Source organism: Flavobacterium sp. TMP13 (genome assembly GCF_050847115.1).
Taxonomy (GTDB): Bacteria; Bacteroidota; Bacteroidia; order Flavobacteriales; family Flavobacteriaceae; genus Flavobacterium.
In genome coordinates this window covers 2,351,693-2,369,514 of record NZ_CP193656.1, presented here as the reverse complement: position 1 = coordinate 2,369,514, position 17,822 = coordinate 2,351,693, and the positions used below count along the sequence as shown (strand labels likewise).

13 protein-coding genes are annotated in these 17,822 nt (G+C 36.0%); 9 read left to right on the top strand and 4 right to left on the bottom strand.

Going from position 1 to position 17,822, the window contains the following annotated elements:
- Nucleotides 1-9 precede the first annotated feature (9 nt).
- The 3 genes from ACRASX_RS10255 (at nucleotide 10) to ACRASX_RS10245 (ending at nucleotide 6,197) form a co-directional block, all read left to right on the top strand.
- Nucleotides 10-2,517: a heavy metal translocating P-type ATPase gene (locus tag ACRASX_RS10255; RefSeq protein WP_432221150.1), complete on the top strand. Its 2,508-nt coding sequence runs from the start codon at nucleotides 10-12 to the stop codon at nucleotides 2,515-2,517.
- Nucleotides 2,518-2,523: 6 nt separating this feature from the next.
- Nucleotides 2,524-4,944, top strand: coding sequence for a multicopper oxidase domain-containing protein (locus ACRASX_RS10250; RefSeq protein WP_432221149.1), 2,421 nt, complete (start codon nucleotides 2,524-2,526; stop codon nucleotides 4,942-4,944).
- Between the two features lie 275 nt (nucleotides 4,945-5,219).
- Nucleotides 5,220-6,197 carry a DUF438 domain-containing protein gene (locus tag ACRASX_RS10245; protein WP_432221148.1) on the top strand — a complete coding sequence of 326 codons (978 nt, stop codon included), beginning with the start codon at nucleotides 5,220-5,222 and terminating at the stop codon, nucleotides 6,195-6,197.
- A gap of 222 nt (nucleotides 6,198-6,419) precedes the next feature.
- Here the strand turns inward: ACRASX_RS10245 and ACRASX_RS10240 are convergent, their stop codons facing one another.
- Together ACRASX_RS10240 and ACRASX_RS10235 are read right to left on the bottom strand one after the other, a co-directional pair.
- Entirely contained in the window at nucleotides 6,420-7,475 is a 1,056-nt protein-coding gene (locus tag ACRASX_RS10240; RefSeq protein WP_066308695.1) for an AMP-binding protein, read from the bottom strand.
- Nucleotides 7,476-7,500: 25 nt separating this feature from the next.
- On the bottom strand, nucleotides 7,501-8,418 hold the full coding sequence (locus ACRASX_RS10235) for a CPBP family intramembrane glutamic endopeptidase (RefSeq protein ID WP_432221147.1): 918 nt from the start codon (nucleotides 8,416-8,418) through the stop codon (nucleotides 7,501-7,503).
- Between the two features lie 358 nt (nucleotides 8,419-8,776).
- On the opposite strand from ACRASX_RS10235, the gene arsC reads away from it, so the two are divergent.
- Nucleotides 8,777-9,121 carry an arsenate reductase (glutaredoxin) gene (gene arsC / locus ACRASX_RS10230; RefSeq protein ID WP_432221146.1) on the top strand — a complete coding sequence of 115 codons (345 nt, stop codon included), beginning with the start codon at nucleotides 8,777-8,779 and terminating at the stop codon, nucleotides 9,119-9,121.
- A 94-nt stretch (nucleotides 9,122-9,215) separates the two neighbouring features.
- Complete coding sequence (locus ACRASX_RS10225; protein ID WP_432221145.1) at nucleotides 9,216-11,702, top strand: TonB-dependent receptor domain-containing protein; 2,487 nt, start codon at nucleotides 9,216-9,218, stop codon at nucleotides 11,700-11,702.
- A gap of 70 nt (nucleotides 11,703-11,772) precedes the next feature.
- Here ACRASX_RS10225 and ACRASX_RS10220 read toward each other — a convergent pair whose 3' ends face one another.
- Nucleotides 11,773-11,946, bottom strand: coding sequence for a hypothetical protein (locus ACRASX_RS10220; protein ID WP_157492641.1), 174 nt, complete (start codon nucleotides 11,944-11,946; stop codon nucleotides 11,773-11,775).
- Nucleotides 11,947-12,202: 256 nt separating this feature from the next.
- Between ACRASX_RS10220 and fumC the strand changes: the two genes are divergently transcribed.
- Entirely contained in the window at nucleotides 12,203-13,588 is a 1,386-nt protein-coding gene (fumC, locus tag ACRASX_RS10215) for a class II fumarate hydratase (RefSeq protein WP_432221144.1), read from the top strand.
- A 403-nt stretch (nucleotides 13,589-13,991) separates the two neighbouring features.
- On the opposite strand, the gene ACRASX_RS10210 is transcribed toward fumC, so the two are convergent.
- Entirely contained in the window at nucleotides 13,992-15,023 is a 1,032-nt protein-coding gene (locus tag ACRASX_RS10210; protein ID WP_432221143.1) for a LacI family DNA-binding transcriptional regulator, read from the bottom strand.
- 179 nt (nucleotides 15,024-15,202) lie between these two features.
- Between ACRASX_RS10210 and ACRASX_RS10205 the strand changes: the two genes are divergently transcribed.
- From ACRASX_RS10205 to ACRASX_RS10195, 3 genes are all read left to right on the top strand, one after another.
- Nucleotides 15,203-16,225 (top strand): PfkB family carbohydrate kinase, encoded by a 1,023-nt coding sequence (locus ACRASX_RS10205; RefSeq protein ID WP_432221142.1) that lies wholly within the window; start codon nucleotides 15,203-15,205, stop codon nucleotides 16,223-16,225.
- Nucleotides 16,226-16,235: 10 nt separating this feature from the next.
- Nucleotides 16,236-16,901 carry a bifunctional 4-hydroxy-2-oxoglutarate aldolase/2-dehydro-3-deoxy-phosphogluconate aldolase gene (locus ACRASX_RS10200; protein WP_432221141.1) on the top strand — a complete coding sequence of 222 codons (666 nt, stop codon included), beginning with the start codon at nucleotides 16,236-16,238 and terminating at the stop codon, nucleotides 16,899-16,901.
- Nucleotides 16,902-17,202: 301 nt separating this feature from the next.
- A complete protein-coding gene (locus ACRASX_RS10195; protein WP_432221140.1) occupies nucleotides 17,203-17,811 on the top strand; it encodes a TetR/AcrR family transcriptional regulator in 609 nt (202 codons plus the stop codon).
- Nucleotides 17,812-17,822: the final 11 nt, after the last annotated feature.

Here is a 17,822-nt window from a genome sequence, read left to right as displayed (position 1 = left end):
AGAAAAGTAATGACACATCACTATGAAATAAGCGGCATGTCCTGCAACGGCTGCCGAACTAAAGTAGAGAAAACATTGAACACGATTGAAGGAGTTCAAGCAACGGTTACTCTAGACCCGCCTGCAGCCACAATCACGATGGACAAACACATTCCCATTGACGATTTTCAAGAAGCGCTCTCGGCAGTTGGAGATTATACGATAACTTCAGAACACGAAAAACCTAAAAAATCATGTTGCTCGACTAAGCATGATCACGCTCCCGCAAAAACTACAAAACACAAAGTAGCAGAAGGCAAATATTACTGCCCTATGTTTTGTGAAGGGGACAAAGTATATGACAAAGCTGGAGATTGTCCAATTTGCGGAATGGATTTAGTGCAACAACCTGTTCTGAATCAAACCCAACAGTATACTTGCCCAATGCATCCTGAAATTATAACTGATGCTCCCGGAAGTTGCCCGATTTGCGGAATGGATTTGGTTCCCATGCAACCGTCGGCTAGCGAAGACAATAAAACATACAAAGATTTACTGAAGAAGTTTAAAATTGCCGTATTATTTACGCTCCCAATTTTTATTATTGCGATGAGCGAAATGATTCCGAACAATCCTCTGGAAAAATTACTATCTATTCCGAACTGGAATTGGGTACAATTTGTATTATCTATTCCTGTTGTTTTTTATGCGGGTTGGATGTTTTTTAGACGCGCATGGAAATCGATTGTGACGCTCAACTTAAATATGTTTACCCTTATCGGAATTGGAACAAGTGTGGCTTTTATTTTTAGCGTAATCGGAATGTTCTTTCCAGAGCTTTTTCCAGACGAATTTAAAACCCATCACGGCACGATCCACTTATATTTTGAAGCAGCAACCGTTATTTTGACGCTTGTTTTATTGGGTCAATTGATGGAAGCGAAAGCACACAGTCAAACCAGTGGCGCCATAAAAGCACTTTTGAAATTAGCGCCAACAGATGCCACTTTAGTACAAGATGGAAAAGACCAAACGATCTCTATTCACGATATCAAAAAAGACGATTTATTGCGTGTAAAACCAGGTGAAAAAATTCCGGTTGATGGAAAAATAAAAACTGGAAGCAGTCACGTTGATGAATCAATGATTACGGGAGAACCAATTCCTGTAGATAAAGCGGAAGGAGACTCAGTAAGTGCGGGAACGATAAATGGCAATAAATCATTTGTGATGGTTGCAGAAAAAGTAGGTTCAGATACGTTGCTTGCCCAAATTGTACAAATGGTTACTGATGCAAGTCGTTCACGTGCACCGATTCAAAAATTAGCCGATACCATTGCTAAATATTTTGTACCCATTGTCATTTTAATTTCAATACTTACCTTTTTTATATGGTACTTATTCGGACCTGCTCCAAGTATGGTTTATGGTTTTATAAATGCAGTTGCGGTATTAATTATTGCTTGTCCTTGTGCATTAGGTCTTGCCACACCTATGTCGGTTATGGTTGGTGTTGGTAAGGGCGCACAATCTGGTGTGCTGATCAAAAATGCAGAGGCCTTAGAAAACATGAATAAAGTAGATGTTTTGATCACGGATAAAACGGGAACTATCACCGAAGGAAAGCCTTCTGTAGAAAAGGTAGTTGCCTTTCAGGAAGGTCCAACTGATGACTTGCTTCATAAAATTGCATCGCTCAATCAATCAAGCGAGCATCCTTTGGCGGAAGCCGTGGTTAATTTTGCCAAAGACAAAAAAATGGAGTTAACCGATGTTCAGAATTTTGAAAATTTTTCTGGCAAAGGTGTTGTCGGTACAATTGCCAATGAAAAAATTGCTCTTGGAAATGATAAATTGATGGAACAGTTGCAAATTTCACTAACAGCTGAGCAAAAAGAACAAGTTGCCGCAGAGCAAAAACAAGGTAAAACGGTTTCATATATAGGTATTAATGCTACTGCAGTTGGTTTTGTAACCATTACGGATGCTATTAAAAAGACCAGCGTAGCTGCGATAAAAACATTACAAGATCAAGGTGTCGAAGTTATTATGCTAACGGGTGATAATGAAAATACGGCCAAAGCCGTGGCAGATCAATTGCATTTGACCGACTTTAAAGCAGGATTTCTACCGCAAGATAAATTGGAGTTTATTAAAAAATTACAAGCTGAAGGAAAAGTTGTCGCGATGGCTGGTGACGGAATAAACGATGCTCCTGCCCTTGCGCAAGCCGATATAGGAATAGCAATGGGAACAGGAACAGACGTTGCCATAGAAAGTGCCAAAATAACTTTGGTCAAAGGTGACTTGCAAGGAATTGTGAAAGCCAAAAACCTAAGTCATGCAGTGATGAAAAACATCAAGCAAAACTTATTTTTTGCCTTTATATACAATATTTTGGGCGTACCTATTGCAGCGGGAATTTTATATCCGTTTTTCGGAATTTTATTATCTCCAATGATTGCTGCCGTTGCCATGAGTTTCAGTTCGGTTTCAGTAATTGTTAATGCTTTGCGTTTGCGTTCAGCTAAAATTTAAAAAAATATGAAAAAAAACCTCCTATTAACGATGACTTTTGCACTAGTAGCTTGTCAAATGGCTGTGGCTCAAAATGTCGTTCGATACGATTTATATGTCCGCGATACTGTGGTTAATTTTTCGGGAAAACAGAAAAAAGCAATAGCTGTAAATGGCCAAATTCCAATGCCAACCTTAACTTTTACTCAAGGTGATATTGCCGAAATTCATGTACACAATGAATTAAAGGTGGGAACATCTTTGCACTGGCATGGTTTGCACTTGCCCAATAAAGAAGATGGCGTTCCGTATATGACGCAAATGCCTATAGCGCCAAAGACAACGCATATTTATCGTTTTCCTATTATTCAACATGGAACTCATTGGTACCACAGCCATAGTGGTTTGCAGGAACAAATTGGAATGTACGGGATGATGATTTTGAAAAAGAAAAAAGACGATGTCACCTTTAGAAAAGAAATTGATGATTTGCTTCAAATTCCAGTGATTTTAAGTGAATGGACGGATTACAACCCAATGAATGTAACCCGAATGTTGCACAATGCATCCGATTGGTTTGCGATCAAGAAAGGAAGTACACAAAGTTACTCAGAAGCCATCAAAGCGGGCCATTTTAAAACGAAATTCAACAACGAATGGAAACGAATGTTGGCAATGGATGTGAGTGATATTTATTATAACAAGTTTTTAATTAATGGTAAAAGTGAGCCGGAAGTTGTTACTCCATTAGAGAATTTAGACAAAAGTCGATTTAAAGCTGGAGATAAAGTTCGTTTGCGAATTGCCAACGGAGGTTCCTCTTCGTATTTCTGGCTTACTTACGCCGCAGGCAAAATAACAGTTGTTGCCAACGATGGAAATGACGTTGTTCCTGTAGAAGTGGATCGCTTAATTATTGGTACATCAGAAACTTACGACGTTGTGGTAACAATTCCCGAAGATGGAAAAGCGTTTGAATTTTTAGCTACGCCAGAAGATCGATCGGGTTCTGCCTCGTTATTTCTGGGTCACGGAACAAAACAGTTGGCCGAAAAATTGCCAAGTTTAAAGTATTTTGAAGGCATGAAAATGATGAATGGCATGATGGACATGAATGGAAACATGAACGACATGGGGATGCAGATGAGCTTGCAAAAAATGGACATGAATGCGGTTATGTATCCTGAACTTTCTAAAAAGGCAGCGATGAAGATGGAAGGAATGAAAATGGATGACCATAAGATGCCCGAAATGAAAATGGATCACAAAAACATGAACCACAAAGACATGGACGACATGCCGATGAATGATACGAAAATGGACACCATGAAAATGGATGGAATGAAGATGGCGGAAAAGGACATGAATAAAAAAATGGACATGAGTTCGGACAGTCACAAATCTCACGGTGATCAATCAACGTCAAAAAAAGGCATGGTGACGCTGAACTACGGAATGTTGCAGTCGCCAACAGTTACTTCGCTACCTGAAGGTGCTCCTTTGCGAGAAATTCGTTTTGAATTGACCGGAAATATGAATCGCTATGTTTGGTCAATGGACAACAAAGTGCTGTCTGAATCAGATAAAATACTGATAAAAAAAGGAGAAAATGTGCGAATCACTTTGTACAACAACTCGATGATGCGCCACCCGATGCATCTTCACGGTCATGATTTTAGAGTCTTGAACGGAAAAGGAGAATATGCACCATTGAAAAATGTCATCGATATTATGCCAATGGAAACCGATACGATTGAGTTTCATGGCAATGCAGATGGAGACTGGTTTTTTCACTGTCACATCTTATACCACATGATGTCCGGAATGAATCGCGTATTTAGCTATGAGAATTCGGCACCAAACGAACTTGTACCAGACAAAGAATGGGCATACAAAAAGCTACAAAAAGAAAGTAACATGCTTTATTTGAGCGCAGAAAATGATTTTGCAACCAACGGAAATGATGGTAAAATAGCACTTGAAAATGCAAGATGGAGCTTAGGAACCGAATGGCGTTTGGGTTACAATAATAAAGATGGATACGAAACAGAAACACATTTGGGACGCTACATTGGAAAAAATCAATGGTTTATGCCTTTTATTGGTTTTGATTGGAGACACCGAAAATTAGACGTTGGCGAGACAGAAACAAATGTTTTTGGACAATCAAGCAACAAAGACAGTAGAGCGGTTTTTAGTGTTGGTGCCAACTATACTTTGCCTTGGTTAGTAACAGCTCAGGCCGAAGTGTATCAGGATGGAAAATTTAGAATGCAACTTTTAAGAGAAGACATTGCCATTACACCGCGCGTGCGAATGGCCTTTATGGTCAATACCGATAAAGAATATATGGGCGGACTAAAATATATCTTAACCAAAAACAGTGCTTTATCTACCCATTACGATAGTGATATGGGTTGGGGATTGGGAATCAATCTGAATTATTAAATCATACCAATGCCATTTAGAACGAGTTGTTTTAAATGGCATTTTTTTTTTGCGCACTAGTCACTGTATTTTTAAATAGCATTACTTTTTTGAAATAGTAATAAAAAAAACATTTTCTGTGTTACTTCCATTATCAATTTTCCCGTTACAATTACATTCTTGTCATTTATTTAAATTCAAAAATTAATGCTAAAATAGTTTGTCATTTTGAAAAACAAAGTATATTTGCGCGATAAAAGATAAACTTGTCTTTTATTGTTTTTAAAAATTACTTTATGAAATCATTTATGCCAACCGTTAGTATACTACCACAAGGACATCCGGTAAAAGTGTACTATGAAGAAGCCGAATTATTAGATTCTATTCTACAAGAACTACATGATGCTAATCCAGAAGAGGATTTTCAGCGGTATTACAATATATTTAATCAATTAGCGACAATCGAAAAAAGATTTATACGTAAGGAAAACCAGCTGTTTCCGTACTTAGAAAAACGAGGTTGGGATGGTCCTACCAAAGGAATGTGGTCGTTTCATGATACGTTACGCGATCAAATTAGATTATTGAATACGTATAATTATAAAAAAGAATTTTCAAAAATAAATGAAAATAAAACATATTTAATTGATGGTATTCGTCGTTTAATGAACGTCGAAGACGTCCGATTATTTCCAACAGCTATGGAGATTTTAACCGATGAAGATTGGAAAGAATTTTACGAAGGTGATGAAGAAGTGGGTTGGATGCTAGCACACAAACCTACTCCGTATCCTGCGCGTATAACAGAAGAATACATTCATCCGAGTCAAGATACTGCAAATAGAGATTTGTCTTTTTCATTAGAAAATACCTTTCACTACGACGAAGGTTACATGACACCAGAACAGGTCAATTTATTACTGCGCTTTCTTCCGTTAGACATTACCTATGTGGATGAAAACGATAAAGTTATTTTTTATAATCGAGGAGAAGATCGCGTGTTCCCTAGAAGCAAAGGAGTTATTGGTAGAGAAGTAAAATTTTGTCATCCTCCCAAAAGCGTCGATACCGTCATAAAAATTATAGATGAGTTCAAGGCTGGCCATAAAGATATGGCTGACTTTTGGTTCGATTTTAAAGGACGTATTATTTACATTAGGTACTTTGCCATTCGAGACCATAACAAAATATACAAAGGAGTACTGGAAATGTCTCAAGATATTACTGAAATTAAAAAAATTGAAGGTCAAAAAAGATTGTTAGACTGGGATTAAAATGATGAGCCATGTCAGGAGCTTCAAAAACAGTCCGCTTTTTAATTACAAGCAAGCGAATATATACTATTAAATGGCTGTCACAACTTCACATTAATGCTTTTAAACAGTGTGCGAACGTATAAAATACAAAAAAGGCTGTTTCACTTGTCGTGAAATAGCCTTTTTTAAAATAGTAGTTAAATTTTTATAATATTGCAAACCCAAAATTTACGTTCAATTTTAAGTTGCCGCTAAAACGGTCTCACTGCGTTTGAGTTTGCCGCTTTCTGTTTCAATAAATTTACAAACAAATCGAATTTCCTTTGGCTTATAATACTTATCTAAACCATCAAAAATAGTAGGATCAATGATCTGTTTGTTTCCCTCGATTATTAAAATTAATTTTTCTCCTAAAGTTACATCAGAAACACCTGCTACAAAGAATCGCGCATCTATTTTTCCAGATAACTTCGCTTCAATTACTTCAGGAATAAGTTTTACACCACCGCTATTAATAATATTATCAATACGGCCTAAAAATACAAATTGATTTCCATTGGTAATTTCAACTAGATCATTAGTTACAATGACTTCATCGCTGATCGAAGGTGCAGAAATCACCATACAACCACGCTCGTCTGCCTTAATAGTAGCATGCTGTAAAACCGTAAAATAAGTTTCAGATAGGGCACGAGCAGCAATGTGAGTAATCGTCTCGGTCATACCGTACGTTTCGAATATTTTAATCTTCAGTCCTTTTGTTTTTTCAATTAACTCGGGACTCATTGCTGCACCACCAATAATTAATTTTTTAACATTTTTAAGCTCGTCGAGTGAGTTTTCAACTTGCAAAGGAACCATTGCTACAAAATCATAAACCGTTGTATTGTTATGTAAAGGCTTTGAACTAGGAAGTACAATATCCAATTCCAATCCTAAAATCAGACTGCGAACAAGCATCATTTTACCTGCAATAAAATCGCTGGACAGACAAAGTAAAGCTTTATTGCCCGGTTCTAACTCAAAAAAATTGCCCGTCGCTAAAGCGGACGCAATCATTGCTTTTTTGGACAATCTTATTTCTTTTGGCGCTCCTGTCGTTCCAGAAGTCATAATGCTTACGTACGGCTTATTGTCTAGCCAATCCAACAAAAACTCACCTATTGATTGCTCAAAATCATCACCTTCTTTCACGTAACTGTAGCCCACACGAGACAAATCGCTTGCGGTAAAATGATCGCCATTTAACTTAAACTTATTGTGCACATTTTTATTGGTTATTTCTAAATCATTCATGTGTTTTATTTTAAGTATTTGATTACTAAGTAATTATTTTACCTGTTAATTTTTCTTTCCAGTTTGTCCACTCGTATTTGACACTAAAAATGTACAACAAAATTGGATAAATAACAAAAATAGGAATCAAAATATCGCTAATCGGATTTGGATCTGAAGCGTCCTTCAAAATCGAATGCGTTTGAAAAGCCGACCAATCTGAAGTGATTAGCAACGCGCTAATTAAATTATTGGCTGCATGAAATCCTAAAGCCAATTCCATACCTTCATCCATTAAAGTAACGATCCCTAAAAATAGTCCAGTTCCTATATAAAAAACCATTACGATATTTCCCATTTTAGCTACCTCTGGATTAAAAAAGTGTAATCCTCCAAAAATTAAAGAAGTCATCAGTAACGGAAACCATCTATTTCGAGCTAAATTGGCAAAACCTTGCATCAAATATCCCCTAAAAACATATTCTTCAGTACTAGTTTGAATCGGAATTAAAATAGCACCAACTACAACCAAAATCGCAAAAGGAATCGGTTTAAAATTAATAATGAACGAATTCGGATTTAAATAGTAAAAAACCAAAATAGAGACAATGGTAAATGCTGCCCAAATAGTGAATGAAAAAAAGATGCGATTCCAATCTATTTTTGTTCTGGTCGTTGTAACTGATAAAACAGTTTGGCTGTGCAGATTTTTTACCACTTCAAAAAGACAGAATAAAGCAAACACAAACGACAATAAAGCTAAAACTAACGTGAAATTAGAATCAAACATATTCATAATATCGACTTGGGTAACAGGTTCTGGCTTACCGTTTACTTTTGTTTCGTACAAAATTGCGATATACAACGGAATCTGTCCAAAAGTGGTGGCCGCAATAATTATTACCGAGCCTATAATGTATTTCCAAAATTTATTTTTAGGTTTTACACCTTGTTCTAAAAACATAAATAATTGTATTTAAAAGACGAACCAAGTGGTACCTCTTTAGGGTTGAGTTTTATTTTTTAAATAGTATTGCCAACTTTTTTTTCATCCATAATTCTATTTTACTTTATCTAAACTATAAGAGAATGATGTCTTTAAATTCCTTTTTAATTCCTTCTAAAAATTTTTTTATCAATTTTTAAAAACGAATATCAGAATAATAAAAATTATATTTTCTTTATAAAATAGTAGATAAATGCTATTTTTATAGTCGCTATTTTTGAATTAAATTGCAAAAAAAGAACCTTATTATGGTCTATTTAATGCCTAAATTAGTTCTTTTTTAAAGAAATCTCTAACTAAATTTTTAAATAAAAATATGATACAAATTTATCACAATCCAAGATGCGGAAAATCAAGAAGCTGCGTAACTTTCCTACAAGAAAAAAATGAGGAGTTTGAAGTTATTTCGTATTTATCAAATGTACCTTCTGCAGAAGAACTGCAACAACTACTTCTAAAATTAAATTTGAGTCCGCTTGAATTAGTCCGAACTAAAGAAAAAATTTGGATCGAAAAGTACAAAGATCAGACTTTAAATGACGAGCAAATCATTCAAGCACTGGCAGATAATCCCATATTAATCGAAAGACCAATTGTTGTTAAAGATGGAATAGCGATAATTGGCCGCGACTTAGAAAAAGTAGCAAACTTTTTAGAATAAATATAAAACGAAGCATTAACATTTTTTTGTGACAAACGGCATTAAACCCAAAGCTACATTTGCAGTCTAACAGTCAAACATAAAAGACCATCAAATGAGAAAATCCAAATTAGCTTTAACCTTTCTTGCGTTTTTTGCTTTATTCTTATCCTTCGCGCAACAGCGACCAGGCGGACAAGGAGCAGGAAACCAACAAGCTAAAGTAAAAGTTACCGGTGTTGTTGTCGAAAAATCTTCGAAGCAACCTTTAGGTTATGCCACAATCACATTAACAGACACTAAAAATCCGAAAGTACTTACAGGCGGAATAACCGATGAAAATGGTAAATTTTCTGTAGATGCTACTCCTGGAATCTACGATATAAAAGTCGAGTTTATTTCGTTTAAAGCCACCGAAATCAAACAAAAGCAAATTAAAGAAAATACTAATTTAGGAAACATCGGTTTATCTGAAGATGCAAATGAACTGAATGAAGTTGTTATTCGTGCCGAAAAATCGACAGTAGAAATTAAATTAGACAAAAAAGTATACAACGTAGGTCAAGACATGTTGGTAAAAGGCGGAACGGTAAGTGATGTTCTAGAAAATGTCCCTTCTGTTTCTGTAGATGTTGAAGGAAATGTGAGCTTACGCGGAAACGAAAACGTACGTATTTTTATTGATGGTCGTCCGTCAAACGCTTTAAATATGGCGGAAGCTTTACGTCAAATTCCAGCAGACGCGATTGATAAAGTAGAAGTTATTACTAATCCATCGGCACGTTATGATGCAGAAGGTGGTGCAGGAATTTTAAATATTATCTTGAAAAAAGGAAAAAATTTAGGTTTAAACGGAAGTTTCATTGCTTCTACAGGAATACCTGAAACCTATGGTTTGAGTGCCAATGTAAACTACAAAACCGAAAAGTTCAACTTTTTTACCACCACAGGATACAATTACCGCACGAGTGAAGGCGGTGGCGCAACAAATTCTAAATATTTTAATGCAGACGGCTCTATAAAAAAATACATTAACGAAGAAAGGGATACCGAAAGACTTCGTAAAGGCCTTTCTACAAAAACTGGTTTCGAATGGACAGTTGCTCCCAATACGTATTGGACGAACTCGATTAGTTTTCGTGACAATCGTGGTTCAGGTAACGATTTGGTTACCTACAATAATTTTGATGCAAACAATGTTTTTGCTAACACCCAATACCGTTTAAGCGACGGTGCTGATAGCGGTCAGGATTTTGAATACAACTCTAATTTCTTGAAAAATTTTGACGATCAAGGTCATAAATTAACTATTGATGCATCGGTATCAGGAAATGACAGCAATCAAAATTCTATTATTACAGACGAAATTATAAATAGCGGTGTTGCTGCAACATTCGATAATACTTTCAATAAAGAAAATCAAAAGCAAGTACAAGTTCAAGCAGACTATGTATTACCAATTGGTAAAGGAAGTCAGTTTGAGGCGGGTTACAAAGGAAGTTACTCTAATCTTGACAATCAGTACAGCATAACAACCGATCAAAGCGGAAACGCAATCGATGGCTATTTATCAAACACGCTCGAATATATTGAACGTGTTCATGCGGTTTATGCTCAGTATGGTTTTAAAGTGAATAAATTCTCGTATTTGTTTGGTTTGCGTTACGAAGACACCAACATCGATGTAAATTTATTGGACACAAAAGATTACAACAGTAAAAAATACAACAACTTTTTTCCTAGTGCTTTTGTAAATTATGAGATAACGGATAAAAGTAATTTATCATTAAGTTACAGTAAACGTCTGTCAAGACCAAGAGGACATTTTTTAAATCCAGCTACTAATTACTCGAGTAACATTAACTTTTTTAGAGGTAATCCAGACTTAGATCCTTCTTTTAGCGATAAATTTGACTTAGGCTATTTAATGCGTTGGGAAAAATTGACGCTAAGCAGTTCTATTTACTATGAGTACACCAAAGATGTATTCTCATTTGTACGTTTAGAAACGGGAGAATTTGTAAATGGTACACCAGTAATTATGAGTACGCCAATAAACTTGGCAGAACAAGATCAAATTGGTTTTGAATTTAACGCCAACTACAACCCATTTAAAGTATGGAAAATCAACGGAAGCTTTAATTTATCACAATCTAAAACAACCGGAGAGAACACGTATACAGATGCGCAAGGTATGGTTATCACGCAAAACTTAAACAACGAAACTTTTTCTTGGTACACTCGTGTAAGCTCTCGCGTAACACTTCCGTACAAAATTGACTGGCAAACGACTGCTATGTATTTTGGGCCACGCAACACTGCACAAGGTAAAAGTTTAGGTCAATACATGGTCAACACTGCGCTAAGTAAAGACATTCTAAAAGACAATGCTACAATTGCTTTTAACGTAAGTGATATTTTTAATTCACGAAAAATGAAAAACGAAACGTATTTACCAAGTGTAGAGTCGTACAGCGAATTTCAGTGGCGCAAAAGACAATTTAACTTATCGTTTACGTACCGATTGAACAAAAAGAAAACGGACAGAGATAAAAATGCTCCGAAAGAAAATAATGAAGATGGTGGTGGTTTCCCAGGATAATTAATCACCATAAGGCACAAAAAAAAGGACTCGTAAAACGGGTCCTTTTTTTGTACAAATAAAAATCAAATTAAATTGATTCTCTTTCTGCTTGCTTTTTTGCTCTTTTCTCTTTGTACATTTCCCAAGTAGCTCCTCCTACCCAATACGATACGAAACCTACTAAGAAAAACATCAACCAAAATCCCATTGTTAGGATGGTTAAGAAAAGTAAAAAGCCTAAATACTGTGAAAATTCAAACATGTTTTCCGGAATTTTTGAATGTAGCTACAAATGTAGCTGTTAATTTTTTTCTTAGCAATTAAAATGTTAATCAATTTTCATAAAAATCTATTTATTCGTACATTTAAATACATTTTAATTTTTAGAAGCTATTCCTGCTGTCCACTGTATCTTTTGTGCCTTAAAGAAAGGCACAAAAGGATGCCGCTCCCATCAGGGCTAGGGCAGCAATTTTCATAGGAACTATTTTTCTAAAAATCATCTAATAAAAACCATCATGAACTACAGAATAGAAAAAGATACCATGGGCGACGTACAAGTCCCAGCCGATAAATATTGGGGCGCGCAAACCCAACGCTCTCGAAACAATTTCAAAATAGGACCATCGGCATCCATGCCCAAAAAAATCATAGCAGGTTTTGCCATTCTCAAAAAAGCGGCAGCCTACACCAATTGTGATATGGGTGTTTTATCAGCCGAAAAACGAGATGCAATAGCCGAAGTTTGCGACGAAATTCTAGCAGGACAACTCGACGATCAATTTCCTTTGGTCATTTGGCAAACCGGTTCGGGAACGCAAAGCAATATGAATGTCAACGAAGTAGTTGCCAATCGTGCACAAGTCTTAAAAGGATTCAAAATTGGCGAAGGCGAACCCTTTATCAAAGCCAATGACGATGTGAACAAATCACAATCGTCCAACGATACTTTTCCGACAGCCATGCACATTGCAGCCTATCAATCACTTGTCGAACATACGATTCCTGCCGCCGAACAATTACGAGATACGTTGCATTCAAAAGCAATAGCGTACAAAGACATTGTCAAAATTGGCCGCACGCATTTAATGGATGCAACGCCAATAACATTAGGACAAGAACTTTCTGGTTATGCCGCACAACTGACGCACGGCATAAAAGCCATAAAAAACACTTTACCCCATTTATCCGAAATCGCTTTGGGCGGAACCGCCGTTGGTACGGGTTTAAACACACCCAAAGGCTATGCAGTAAAAGTAGCCGAGTACATTGCTACATTTACCAATCATCCTTTTATAACTGCCGAAAATAAATTTGAAGCATTAGCCGCCCACGATGCAATTGTAGAATCGCACGGTGCCTTAAAACAATTGGCGGTCTCGCTTAACAAAATTGCCAATGATATTCGAATGTTAGCGTCTGGACCAAGATCTGGAATTGGAGAGCTTCACATTCCCGAAAATGAACCTGGATCTTCCATCATGCCCGGCAAAGTAAATCCCACGCAATGCGAAGCTTTAACTATGGTTTGTGCGCAGGTAATAGGCAACGATATGGCAATAACGGTTGGCGGAATGCAAGGACAATACGAACTCAATGTTTTTAAGCCCGTTATGGCAGCCAATTTTTTACAGTCGGCAGAATTGTTAGCCGATGCCTGCAACTCTTTCAACGAGCATTGCGCCAGCGGCATCGAACCGAATGAAAAACGAATTAAAGAATTGGTTTCCAATTCCTTAATGTTGGTTACCGCTTTAAACACCAAAATTGGGTATTATAAATCAGCCGAAATAGCACAAACTGCGCACAAAAACGGAACCACACTAAAAGAAGAAGCCGTTCGTTTGGGTTACGTAACAGCAGAACAATTTGACGAATGGGTAAAACCCGAAGATATGGTTTAGAAACACCTTCTCTAAAAATGAACTACAACAATCCTGCAAGGTTTTTATAAACCTTGCAGGTATTACATTTATAGATAAAATAAAAAATCTTTAATTTTTAATCCACGAGAACTAATTTATAACGTAGATTAAGCCGACTAAAAGATTGAATAAATAAGTTTTCTAACAACAGTGCAAGCATTTTTAGACTTGTTCGTATTTCAGTTTTAGAGATAAGCTAAACTAGTTTTAAGTATGCTAAGATAATTCTGTGAAATTTGCTAGAACTGCGTAACATTATTTTTCTCAATCTATATTTTATACGCACAAGATTAAAAAAAACCTAGCAAGAAATAGAAAAGTTTACTGCTCTAAACTTTGAAGCTTTATCCCTCTGAAACTTTAAAGCTTTAAGCCAATACTCTTAAAAAACTTTCCGTAGCGAAGAATTACGAATTAAAAACTCCGCTTCCAGAATAATTTTATTCAGCGTTACTTTTTTCTCTGGAAAATTAATTCGATCCAAAAAAGCCAAAGCAGCTTGTTTCCCTATTTCGGCGCTGAACTGATTAATAGTCGAAATAGAAGGCCTCATAATCGAACTGAAAGGCTCGTTGCCAAAACCAACCAATGCTATTTCTTCTGGCACTTTTATTCCATTCTCTAACAAAACTTGCAAGGCGCCTAAAGCCGCATTATCGCTGGCAGCATAAACAGCATCTGGCCTATTGTCTCTCTTCAATAAATCGGTCATTATGCGTCTACCATCTTCAATTTGTAAATTACTTTCAATAATTAAATCGGGTTCAAAAGACAAATTAAATTTTTGCAGTGCGTCCTTAAAACCTCTAATTCTATTGTTATAAATTCGGGTGTGACTGGGGCCAGTTATGTGCGCAATTTGCTTGTATCCTTGTTTTACTAAATGTTCGATGATGATATAACTGCAGTGATAATCATCAATACCAACATAATCTACCTCCAAATCATTTTCTCCACGATCAAAAAGTACTAATGGGACACCATTTTCTTTTATCTTTTCATAATAACTAAAATCTACAGTTTCATTAGCTATTGAAGCTATGATACCGTCAACTTGAATATTGAGCAGCGCATTAATACTTTTACATTCTTTATCATACGATTCATTGGTTTGCGCCATAATTACATTATAACCACTCAAATTTAAAACGGCTTCGATGTTCTCGATAACCGATGCATAAAAATGAGTATTAACGCGAGGTACAATTAAACCAACCAAGTTGCTTTTCCCTTTTCGTAACGCGCTAGACAAATAATTGGGTTGATAATTAAGAGATACCACCGCTTCTTGAACTGCTAATTTTGTTTTATCGCTTATTCTTGGGTGGTTACTTAAGGCTTTAGAAACTGCAGAAGGAGTTATTCCTAACAAGTTTGCAATATCTTTTATAGTTGTTTTCTTCTTTTTTTCCAATTATTTTTTACATTTGTTCAATCGATGGAACAAATGTAATTTCTTTTTTTTAAAAATTTAAGCAATTCAAAATAAAGTGATTACAGCATTGCAATTTAATTGAAGAGAATTAATAAATTCTTTCTTTTTTTGAAACGATGTATCGATAAAGCCAAGTACAAATTTGAAATTGAAATAAAATGAAAAAAATAGTCACATTTGGAGAAATATTACTCCGCCTTTCGACAGAAAGACATTTGCGATTTTCTCAAGCAGACTCCTTCAAGGCAACTTATGGTGGTGGCGAATTTAACGTGGCAGTTTCTTTGGCAAATTATGGAATGAACATCGAATATGTGACGCGAATTCCGGATAATGAAATTGGAAATTGTGCGATAAAAGAAATGCGAAAATTAAATGTGAGCCACATCAATGTATTATTAGAAGGGGATCGAATGGGAATTTATTTTCTCGAAACAGGAACGAGTACGCGTGCAAGTAATATCGTTTACGACCGTGCCAATAGTTCCATGGCCACGTTGCAAAAAGGAATGTTCGATTGGAAAACAATCTTAAAAGAAGCCTCTTGGTTTCATTGGAGCGGCATCACTCCCGCCCTATCTGAATCTACAGCAGAAGCCTGTTTGGAAGCAATTGAGATAGCACATGAGATGGGAATTACCATTTCAACCGACTTAAATTACCGCTCTAAATTATGGAAATACGGTAAAAATCCGAATGAAATAATGCCGAAAATGCTACAATATAGTACTGTAATTCTCGGTGATCTCACTACCGCTAATTTTATGTTAGGTTTGCCCGATGTAAATCCAGATTATTCAAATTTAGACTCTTTACCTCAATTATATCAAGCTCTTTTTGTGCATTGTCCTAACTTAAAATACGCAGCGACTACATTGCGTTATTCCTTGAGCGCTTCACATCAGCGCATTGGGGGTATTTTATACGATGGAAAAAAACTATATAATGCTGAGGCCCAAGAGGTAACTCCGGTAGTTGATCGCGTAGGCAGCGGCGATGCTTTTATGGGTGGATTAATTTATGGATTGAATGAAAAACCACTAAACGAGCAACGCGCACTAAATTTTGCGGTGGCAGCTTGTTGCTTGAAACATACTATTTCGGGAGATTATAATTTAGTGACCAAGGAGGAAATTGAAAAATTAATTGGAGGTGATTTTTCAGGAAAAGTATCACGTTAAAAAATAAAAAATGGCACAATTTACACGAATAGAAGTAGCGCAAGCAATGAAAGATAGCGGAATGATTCCGTTGTTTTACAGCAATGATATTGAATTAAGTAAAAACATTTTAAAAGCGTGTTACGATGGTGGCTCACGTTTAATGGAATTTACATCGCGCGGTGATTTTGCGCACGAAATATTTGGCGAATTAACGAAATATGCCATCAAAGAATTACCCGGAATGATTATGGGAGTTGGTTCTGTAACCGATGCTGCTGCGGCTTCTTTATATATGCAATTAGGTGCTAACTTTATCGTGACACCTGTTTTAAGAGAAGATATTGCTATTGTATGCAATCGAAGAAAAGTGTTGTGGTCGTCAGGTTGCGGAACCTTAACTGAAATTGCAAAAGCTGAGGAACTGGGTTGTGAAATTGTTAAACTTTTTCCGGGCGATTTATATGGTCCAGATTTTGTAAAAGGCATTAAAGGTCCGCAACCATGGACATCAATTATGCCGACAGGCGGCGTAAATCCGACTGAAGAAAATTTGAAAGAGTGGTTCACTGCTGGTGTTACTTGCGTAGGTATGGGTTCGCAATTGATTACTAAAGAAATTATCGCTCAAAAAAATTACAGTGCATTGACTCAAAAAGTGAAAGAAGTTTATGATATTATTGCCAAGTTTAAATAATTTATTTATTGAATTTGTAGTTAAAAATCCTCTTTATGAGGATTTTTTTTTGTCTAAAAGCAGTGCAGTTAATACGCTGGAATAGAAAATCAATTAAAACAAATAACCACAGATTAAAATGATTCTCACAGCTTATATATTCTCTAAAAAGATCCTTTTAATCCTTTCAATCTATGGCGAAAAGATTCTTTACGCAACGATTTAATAAACTCTAACAACAATCTACAAAGAAATTTACGCATCATTTTGTCATTCTAAATAAATTGCTGACATTTGCGTCTGACATTAACGTCAGACGTTTATGAAAACAAATACAAAATCGATTGAAGAGCAAATAAGTACAGCCGCGTTTTCTGTTTTTATAGAAAAAGGATACGAGCGCGCTAAAATGCAAGAGATTGCAGATGCCGCAGGAATTAGCAGAACGGTTTTGAATTATTATTTTCGAAGCAAACATATACTGTATCAAAAAATAGCCAAATCCATTATCAAACAAGCATTGCCAAACATGCTTAGTATTTTAAATAGCGGTTTGAGCTTTGATGATAAGATAAAAAGTTTCGTTGCTACTTACATCGATCTTGGTATAGAAAATCCTTTTATACCGCAGTTCGCTATTTCTGAAATGAACAATTTGGGTCCTGCTTTTTTTACCGAATTATTAGAAGGAAATGTGCCCAATATCGATCCATTTTTAAATCACGTTAGAGCAGAGATAAAGGCTGGAAATATTGTAGACATTGACCCGATGCAGATCTACATACACACAATTTCTCTTTGTGCCTTTCCTTTTTTGGCCAAGCCTTTACTAATCTTTATTTCGCATGTCGAAGAACAAGAATTCCTAAGACTAATTGAAGAACGAAAAACAGAGGTTGTACGACTTTTATTAAACGGTTTAAAAAGATAATATTTATTATT